The following is a 7,973-nucleotide window of genomic DNA, read 5'->3' as shown; positions in this document are numbered from 1 at the left end:
AGGCAGCATGATCACTCCCCAGGATGAAAAAAGGGCTTCTCCGATTCACGGAGAAGCCGCCGAAAAAGACGCCCCGCAGGTTGAAGCGCCGCTCGCAGAGCCGGTGCCCCCAGCGGAAGAACCGCCTCGGGCGCCGTGCCGAGGGGTGCGCCGCGAGATTTCCCCTTCGGGGACTTGTCACGCTTCGCTTCGCGGCGCCGCACCCGTCGAGCCGAAACGTCCTGTGGACGTTTCGAGCGAGCTCAGGACCGCCTGGGCGCCGCACCCCTCGGCACGGCGCCCAGCCAACAACCCTACAGCAGCATGTCGCGCGCAGCCTGAAGGGCCGCATCGATGCCCGAGGCGTCTTTGCCGCCGGCCTGCGCCATGGCGGCCTTTCCGCCGCCGCCGCCCTTGATGTTCCCCGAGATCGCCTTGATGACGGCGCCTGCGTCGAAGCCCGCCTCCACCGCCTCCGGCGTGCCGGCCGCCAACAGCGTGGGCTTGCCGTCTTTCTCCGTGGCCAGCACCGCGGCGCCCGGCTGGCCCAAACGCGTGCGCAGCACGTCCCACATGTTGCGCATCTGACCCGCATCGGCCTCCGGCATGCGGCCGAACACTACCGGATAGCCCGCAGCGCTCGTCTGCGCGGTCTCGAGCAAGGCGTTGATGCCGTCGTCGGCCACGGCCTCGCGCCCACGCTTCAACTTCGTCTGCAGGTCTTTCAAGGTCTTCATGTTCGATGCCGTGCGCTCGCTCACGTCGAACAGGGGCACGCGCAAAGACTCGGCCGCCTCCTTGAGCTCAGCCTCCACGCGATTCATGTACGCAAGCGCGTCGAAGCTGGTCACGGCTTCGATACGACGCAGGTTCGCGCCCACGCTGGTCTCGGAGGTTATCTTAACGAAGCCTATTTCGCTCGTAGCCGAAACGTGGGTACCGCCGCACAGCTCCTGCGAAAAGCCCTCGATGTCGAGCACGCGCACGAACTCGCCGTACTTCTCGCCGAACAGCGCCATGACGCCGGCTTCGCGTGCCGATGCGAGCGACGTCTCGTAGGCGCGCACGGGATGATTCTCCATGATCTTCTGGTTCGCCAGGCGCTCCACCTCGGCGATCTGTTCGGCCGTCATGGCCTCGAAGTGGGTGAAGTCGAAGCGCAGACGGCTGTCGGCGACGTAGCTGCCCGCTTGCTTCACATGGTCGCCCAGCACCTCGCGCAGCGCCCAATGCAGGATGTGCGTAGCGGTGTGGTTGCGGCGGATACGCTCGCGGCGCGGCACGTCGATGGCGGCATGCACGGCATCGCCCGCGCTCAAGCGACCGCTCTCCACCTTCACGGTGTGCGCGATCAGGCCCTTCTCGGGCTCCTTCGTGTCCAGGACCGCCACGATGGCATCGTCCTTCGCAAGCACGCCGGCGTCGCCGATCTGGCCGCCCTTCTCAGCGTAGAAGGGCGTAGCGTCCAACACTACGCGACCCTCGTCGCCCGCCTCCAGCACATCCACCTGCACGCCGTCTTTCACAAGCGCCAGCACGCGCGCTTCGGCGTCGTTCTTCGTATAGCCGAGGAATTCGGTGGGGCCCACGGCCTCGAGGATCTCGTTCATCACGCCGCCATAGGTGGACCAGGCCGCCTCGGCGTCCTTCGTATTGGCAGCGCGAGCGCGCTCGCGCTGCTCGTCCATGCAGCGGCCGAAGCCTTCCATATCAACTTCGATGCCGCGCTCGTCGCACAGCTCTCGCGTGACCTCCACGGGGAAGCCGTACGTATCGTGCAGCGTGAACGCGCGGTCGCCCGGCAGCACCTCGCCCTCGAGCTCGGCCAGCGCCTCGTCGAGGAACGCGCGGCCCTGGCGCAGGTTTGCGCCGAAGCGCTCTTCCTCGGACAGGATGACGCGCCGCGTGAGCTCGCGGTTCTCCACGATCTCGGGGTACACGTGACCCATGAGGTTCACGATCTCGTCGACGTAATCGTTGAGGAACGGCTTGTCGAGGCCCAGCAGATGGCCCTTCATCACGGCGCGACGCAGCAGACGGCGCAGCACATAGCCGCGGCCTTCGTTGGAGGGCAGGATGCCGTCGGCGATCATGAATGCCACGGCACGGCTGTGATCGGCCATGATGCGCAGCGATAGGTCGATGGCCGCGTCCTCGCCGTACGTCGTTCCGGTCAGCTTCTCGCCCACCGCCACGAGGCTGCGCAGCACGTCCGTCTCGTAATTGGACTGGACGCCCTGCAGGATGGCCGCGATGCGCTCGAGGCCCATGCCGGTGTCGATGTTCTTCTTCGGAAGGGGCACGAACGTGCCGTCTTCCTGTCCGTCGTACTGGGTGAACACGAGGTTCCAGTACTCCAGGAAGCGGTCGCAGTCGCAACCAGGCGCGCAGTCGGGGCTGCCGCAGCCGAAGTCCTCGCCCTGATCGAAGTAGATCTCCGAGCAGGGGCCGCAGGGGCCCGTAGGCCCGGCACGCCAGAAGTTGTCATCCTCGCCCAGGCGCGAGATATGGTCGTCGGGCACGCCCAGCTTCTTCCAGATCTCGATGGTCTCGTCGTCGTCGAGATACACGGTGAAGTACAGGCGCTCGGCCGGCAGGCCCAGCACCTCGGTGGAGAATTCGTACGCCCACGCGCACATCTCCTCCTTGAAGTATTCGCCGAAGCTGAAGTTGCCCAACATCTCGAAGAAGCTCTGGTGACGGCCCGTGGTGCCGATGATGTCGATGTCGTTCGTGCGCACGCACTTCTGCACCGTCGTCGTGCCGATGTAGGGGGCTTCGAGGTGCTTCTGCTGCAGGAAATACGGCTTGAACTGCACCATGCCGGCGCTCGTCAGCAACAACGACGGGTCGTCGGGAATGAGCGATGACGAGGGCCAGCGCTTGCAGCCCTTCTCCTCAAAAAAGCTCAGGTACTTCTCGCGGATCTCCGCGCTGGTCATGTACTTCATAGTCGCGTCTTTCTATCTCCTCGGGGGCCGCCTCGCACGACCCGCTGCTCCACTAACGACGTGCGCCCGCACGCCCCCACGCGCTCAGGCCAACAAAGCCCGATCAACGCTTCTTACGATGCTGCGCCTTCTGATCGGCCTCGGCCTTGCGCTGCTCGACGCGCTCGAACGCCGCCGAGATGTCGGGATGCGGCGACGTGGCATCGGCGATGGGATCGAGCGTGCCGTCCGAGGCGGTGGTGCCTTGGAAGAACACGCCGTCTGCGCTTACCAGCTGCCGCCCCGTGCGCTTTTCGAAATAATACACGAAAACCGACTTCGCAACCGCGACGGCGGGAATGGAAGCCAACATACCCACAAGCGAGCCCGTGAAGCCGCTCATAGCGCCGCCTATAGCGGAGCCCGCCATCAAAGCGATGAGGGTGAGCGCCGGATGAACGTCCACCGAGTTCGCCATGATCTTCGGCGAAATAAACGTATAGACGATCTGCTGGATGGCGATGGTGCCGCCGAGCGCGATGACCGCGATCCAGGGGCTGACGAACACGCCCACGATGGCCGCAAGCGCACCGCCGAGCCACGGGCCCACGATGGGGATGATGTTCAACAGGCCGGCGATGCCGCCGAGCGCCGCGTAGTTCGGGATGCCGATGGCGCCGAACAGAACGACGCAGCCCACGCCGATGATGGCGCACTGCAAAAGCGTGCCCTTGATGTAGCCGCCCATGACGCGCGTGAACGTGACGTGCAGCATTTCCAGATCCTCGTGGCGCTTCGGGTTGACGAGGCGCATGCATTCGCGTCCAAGCTGCGGAAGCTCCATGAGGATCCAGAAAGCCACCACCAGCGCAAACCCGAGCGCAACGAACGTGTTGACCAGACCCGTCCCGATGGCGACCACGCCGTTGGCGCTATCGCGGGCGAACGTCGAAGCCCATGAGACGATGGCGTCCAGCGCATTGTTGATCCACGTTTGCACCGTGTCGTTCTGAAGCACGTCGGCGTAGCGCGTGTACAGGTCGTTGCCCCACCCGGCGATGGTCTGAACGTAGCCCGGAATGCTCTCGATGAGGTTGGTGAACTGGTCGCCCACGCCGAACGCCGGCGAGAACATGAGAAGCCCCACCAAAGCCAGAACAACGAACATCAGGACGTAGGCGATCGTCGTGCCGGCCACGCGTGGAACGCCCAGTTTCTCCAGCTTGTTCACCGGTCCTCGCAGGCAGAATACGATGACGATGGACCAGATGACGATGCCGATAGGCACGCTCAAAATATTGAACAGGTAAACGAGAACGCCCGTGAGCAGAATGCCGCCCACGATCGTCCAGACTATGAGAAAGCTTCGCTTCGCTTTGTCGGTTTTCGTCGCTTCGGAGCTGGGAGTCTCCACCGAGTCGCCCTTTCGTGCCGTGTATGCTGTCGTTACTTGCCCTGGTTCGCTTTTTCGTCTGCGTCGTACGTGAAGTACTGCTGCGCAGCTGCGGCATCGGCGTTCGCGGCGGTAGCCACGGCATCGGCCATGGTGGCGGCGACTTCGGACGTCTTATCGGCGGCGACGCGTTTGGCTTCTGCCTTCTCGTCTCGCTCGGCACGCTGCTCGGCGCGTTGCTCGCGCTGGTCGGCAACGGCCTCCTTCGCGGCCGCGACCGAGGTGGTCACGACGCCCTTGACGACGTCGGCGGTCGAAACGGGCACTTCGGTGCCGCGTCCGCTCGCACCATGGGAGGCGGAGCGCTCGGCTTTCGCCTGGCCGAGGGCAACCGACTCGTCGCTGGCGCGGCGCGACTTGAACGCGTTGCGCACGCGCGAGGTCACGTTGTTCACCAATTCCACCGGAGCGTTGGTCACCGTGTCCACCGCTTCGACGGCCGAGGCCACCGAGTCGGTGATTTCGTTCACGTCTTCGAGAATCTGATCGACGCGCATGATCTCGAGGTTGGCGGCATCGACCGTCAGCGACACACGCTCCACCAGCGGATCCACCTTCGCCGCGACGGGCTCGAGCGACGCCGTGATACGCTCCACGCTTGCCAGCGTAGGCTCGACCTGCCTCTGCAGATCGTCGACCGTCTTGCGTGTCTTGCGCACGGTCATGACAAGCTCGATGACGAGCCACACCAGCACCGCGCCCACGATCACATAGACCACCGGCAACGCTATGCTGAGAATTTCGCTGATATCCACCGTATGCCTCCTGTTTCCGAAGCCATTACTATAGCACGAGCACCTCGGATGATATACAGGCCGAGGTCAACTTTTCACCCTGCTTCCACAGGAGTAGACAATCGGTTACCTTCCGCGCGACGTGGGGTTTTCTCCGGAATCCAGACGGTCTCGCGCGAACGTGTCGCTGCGGTAGGCCTCCCAACCGCGATCGCTCGACCGGTAGAAGCAGCCGCGCTCCAAACCGTCGGGCAGGTAGCGCTGGCTCACCCAGCCGCTGGGGTAGCTGTGCGGATACTTGTACTCGCCGTAGTTCTCGGATCCGGGGCGGTGCCGATCGCGCAGATGGTCGGGCACGTTGCGAGACGGCCCGTTGCGCACCTCGTTCAGCGCGGCATCGATGCCCGCCTCCGCCGCGTTGCTCTTGGGCGCGAGCGCCAGGTAGATGGCAGCCTGCGCCAGGTTGATGCGGCACTCGGGATAGCCGATGACCTCGGCCGACTTGAACGCGGCCTCAGCGATGAGCAGCGCCTGCGGATCGGCGTTGCCGATGTCCTCCGACGCGGCAATGAACATGCGGCGCGCGATGAACTTCGGGTCTTCTCCCCCATCGATCATGCGGGCGAGCCAGTACAGCGCGGCATCGGGGTCGCTGCCGCGCATGGACTTGATGAACGCCGAGATGACGTCGTAGTGCATGTCCTTGTTCTTGTCGTAGGGCAGCGAGCGATGCGGCGTGGCCGCGCGCACGTTGTCCTCGGTGATCTTCGCGGGCTTCTTCGAGGTGCCGGGCTGCACCATACCGGCGGCAAGCTCCAACGTGGTGAGCGCCGCGCGCCCGTCGCCGCCCGCCAGCAGCACGATGGCGTCGCGCGCTTTGGCATCCAACCGATAGCGGCCGCCCAGGCCGCACTCGTCGACCAGCGCACGCTCCACGAGGCTGACGATCTCCTCGTCGGACAGCCCGTGCAGCTCCACCACGCGCGAGCGGCTGATCAGCGCCGAGTTAACCTCGAAGAAGGGGTTCTCCGTTGTGGCTCCCACCAGCACCAGCACGCGATCCTCCACGGCGTGCAGCAGCGCGTCCTGCTGGCTGCGGTTGAAGCGGTGGATCTCGTCGACGAACAGGATGGTGCGCAAACCGAACGCCGACAGGCGCTTGTCGGCGGCATCGATTTCGCGGCGCAGATCCGAAACCGTGCCGCCGATGGCCGACACCTCCACGAACGTAGCCTTCGTCGTCTCGGCGATGACGTGCGCGAGCGAGGTCTTGCCCGTGCCCGCCGGGCCGAACAGGATGACCGAGCTCAACTGGTCCTGCTCGATGGCGTTGCGCAGCCACGAGCCGGGGCCCACCGCCTCGTCCTGGCCGACCACTTCCTCGAGCGTGCGCGGACGCATGCGCACTGCCAAGGGCGCCACTTCCGACTTCCGCTCGTTTTCCATTTCGGTAAATAAGGTATCCATGCCATATATCGTATCATGCGAACGCTTGTTTGCCTAGCGGACGTTGCATTGTCGCCCGAAAAACTCGGAATCGCGCCCGAAAACGAGGCCTTCGGGCGACAACGCGCTCCCGTCCTCGCATTCCGTCGCTTGATCTGCAGCCGCTCGGCATGTAGAAGACCGGGTTGTGTAATCGGCGAAACAACCGGATGTCAAGTCTTTATTTTAACGATGCTACCCATATACTCAAAAGCAGGTCCTGCCCTCGTAGCCATACTTTGCGATGGACCGATGCTGATACATGAGGGAGCTCAAGATCGCGCGTGAAATGGGGATTCGTGTCCGTTGACACGAAAGCCAGGAAGCGGGCTGCGAGCACCCACCTTTTAAGGTGGGTTCATCCTTCTGGCCGGGGGTAGGGCTTCCAATGACGCACGAAGGGGCTGCAGTTGAACTGCAGCCCCTTTCCTTTTAGGAAACCGACTGTGCGGCGGGGAGGGATGCCGCACGGCAAAGAAGTGCCTAAGCGACGGCTTCCGAATCGGCCATATGTTTGCCGGCGATGCGGCCGAACGCAAACGAGAAGCTTACGTAGCATCCGCATCCAGGATAGTTGCCCGGAATGCCGAAGATGTTCGAACCGGTATCGCAACCGGAGCAGTACAAATGCGGAATGGGCTCGCCCCATACGTCGAGAACCTGGGCGTCGGTGTTGATGACGAGGCCGCCGTGCGTTTCCGCCATATTCATAGCCGGCACTTCCATGTATCCGTCGGAATCCATATCCCAACTGTTGTACACGTCGTTGTACTGCACGTTGTAATGGTATTGCTGCGCAACCTCGATAGGATAATAGTTGCACATGTTGTACAGATCGGCTCCTACGGCCATGGCGGCTTTCACGCCATCCCCCGTGCAATCTTTGCACATATACGTGCTATAGTCGAGCGCGTCTTGGCAGAATCGCTCCTGCATCTCTAAACCGGCCGGGAACCCGCCTGTAGCCAGCATAACGCCCTTGCTTGCCTTATAGAACTCCCTGCCGCCCGCGCCTTCGGCTTCCACTCCGATAACCACGCCCTCGGCATTCGTTACCAGTTTCACCAACGCCGTATTGAAGACCGCCTCGATGTTGCTCTGCTTTTCGATGCACGCCAGCAACGGGTCAAACAACTCGGGACCTGAATTCGCGGTGTTGTCGGGGGCTGCCTTGGCCCAGTGGGTGCGCGGAACGGCTTCCTCCAATTTGACGCCGAACTTCTCGTATTCGCAACCCGTGGCGTCGAGGCATCCGCCAACCGCGCCGTTGTGCCCCCCGTCGGCTGTGCCGACGTTTGCCTCGGCCATGGCCACCTCGAAGCACGGCTGACCCAGGTATTCCTCGGAGAGCGCATCGAGCCAGTCGACGTTCGGACCAGCCACATCAGCATA

At 63.5% G+C, this 7,973-nt stretch carries 5 protein-coding genes; all 5 read right to left on the bottom strand.

Going from position 1 to position 7,973, the window contains the following annotated elements; translation table 11 throughout:
• Nucleotides 1-293: 293 nt before the first annotated feature.
• Nucleotides 294-2,930 (bottom strand): alanine--tRNA ligase, encoded by a 2,637-nt coding sequence (gene alaS, locus ACMO6A_RS00400; RefSeq protein ID WP_114516361.1) that lies wholly within the window; start codon nt 2,928-2,930, stop codon nt 294-296.
• A gap of 103 nt (nt 2,931-3,033) precedes the next feature.
• Nucleotides 3,034-4,323, bottom strand: coding sequence for an AI-2E family transporter (locus ACMO6A_RS00395; RefSeq protein ID WP_009609454.1), 1,290 nt, complete (start codon nt 4,321-4,323; stop codon nt 3,034-3,036).
• Nucleotides 4,324-4,355: 32 nt separating this feature from the next.
• A complete protein-coding gene (locus ACMO6A_RS00390) occupies nt 4,356-5,117 on the bottom strand; it encodes a DUF948 domain-containing protein (protein ID WP_114548058.1) in 762 nt (253 codons plus the stop codon).
• Between the two features lie 105 nt (nt 5,118-5,222).
• The gene (locus ACMO6A_RS00385; RefSeq protein ID WP_418470637.1) at nt 5,223-6,563 is read right to left on the bottom strand and encodes a replication-associated recombination protein A; all 1,341 of its coding nucleotides are present in this window, start codon (nt 6,561-6,563) and stop codon (nt 5,223-5,225) included.
• 501 nt (nt 6,564-7,064) lie between these two features.
• Nucleotides 7,065-7,973 (bottom strand): FAD-binding protein (locus tag ACMO6A_RS00380; RefSeq protein WP_418470636.1); only part of this gene is annotated, 909 nt, incomplete at its 5' end.

Source organism: Eggerthella sp. (genome assembly GCF_048329335.1).
Taxonomy (GTDB): domain Bacteria; phylum Actinomycetota; class Coriobacteriia; order Coriobacteriales; family Eggerthellaceae; genus Eggerthella; species Eggerthella lenta.
The sequence above is the reverse complement of the archived record's forward strand: the minus strand, read 5'-3'. Positions and strand labels throughout refer to the sequence as shown.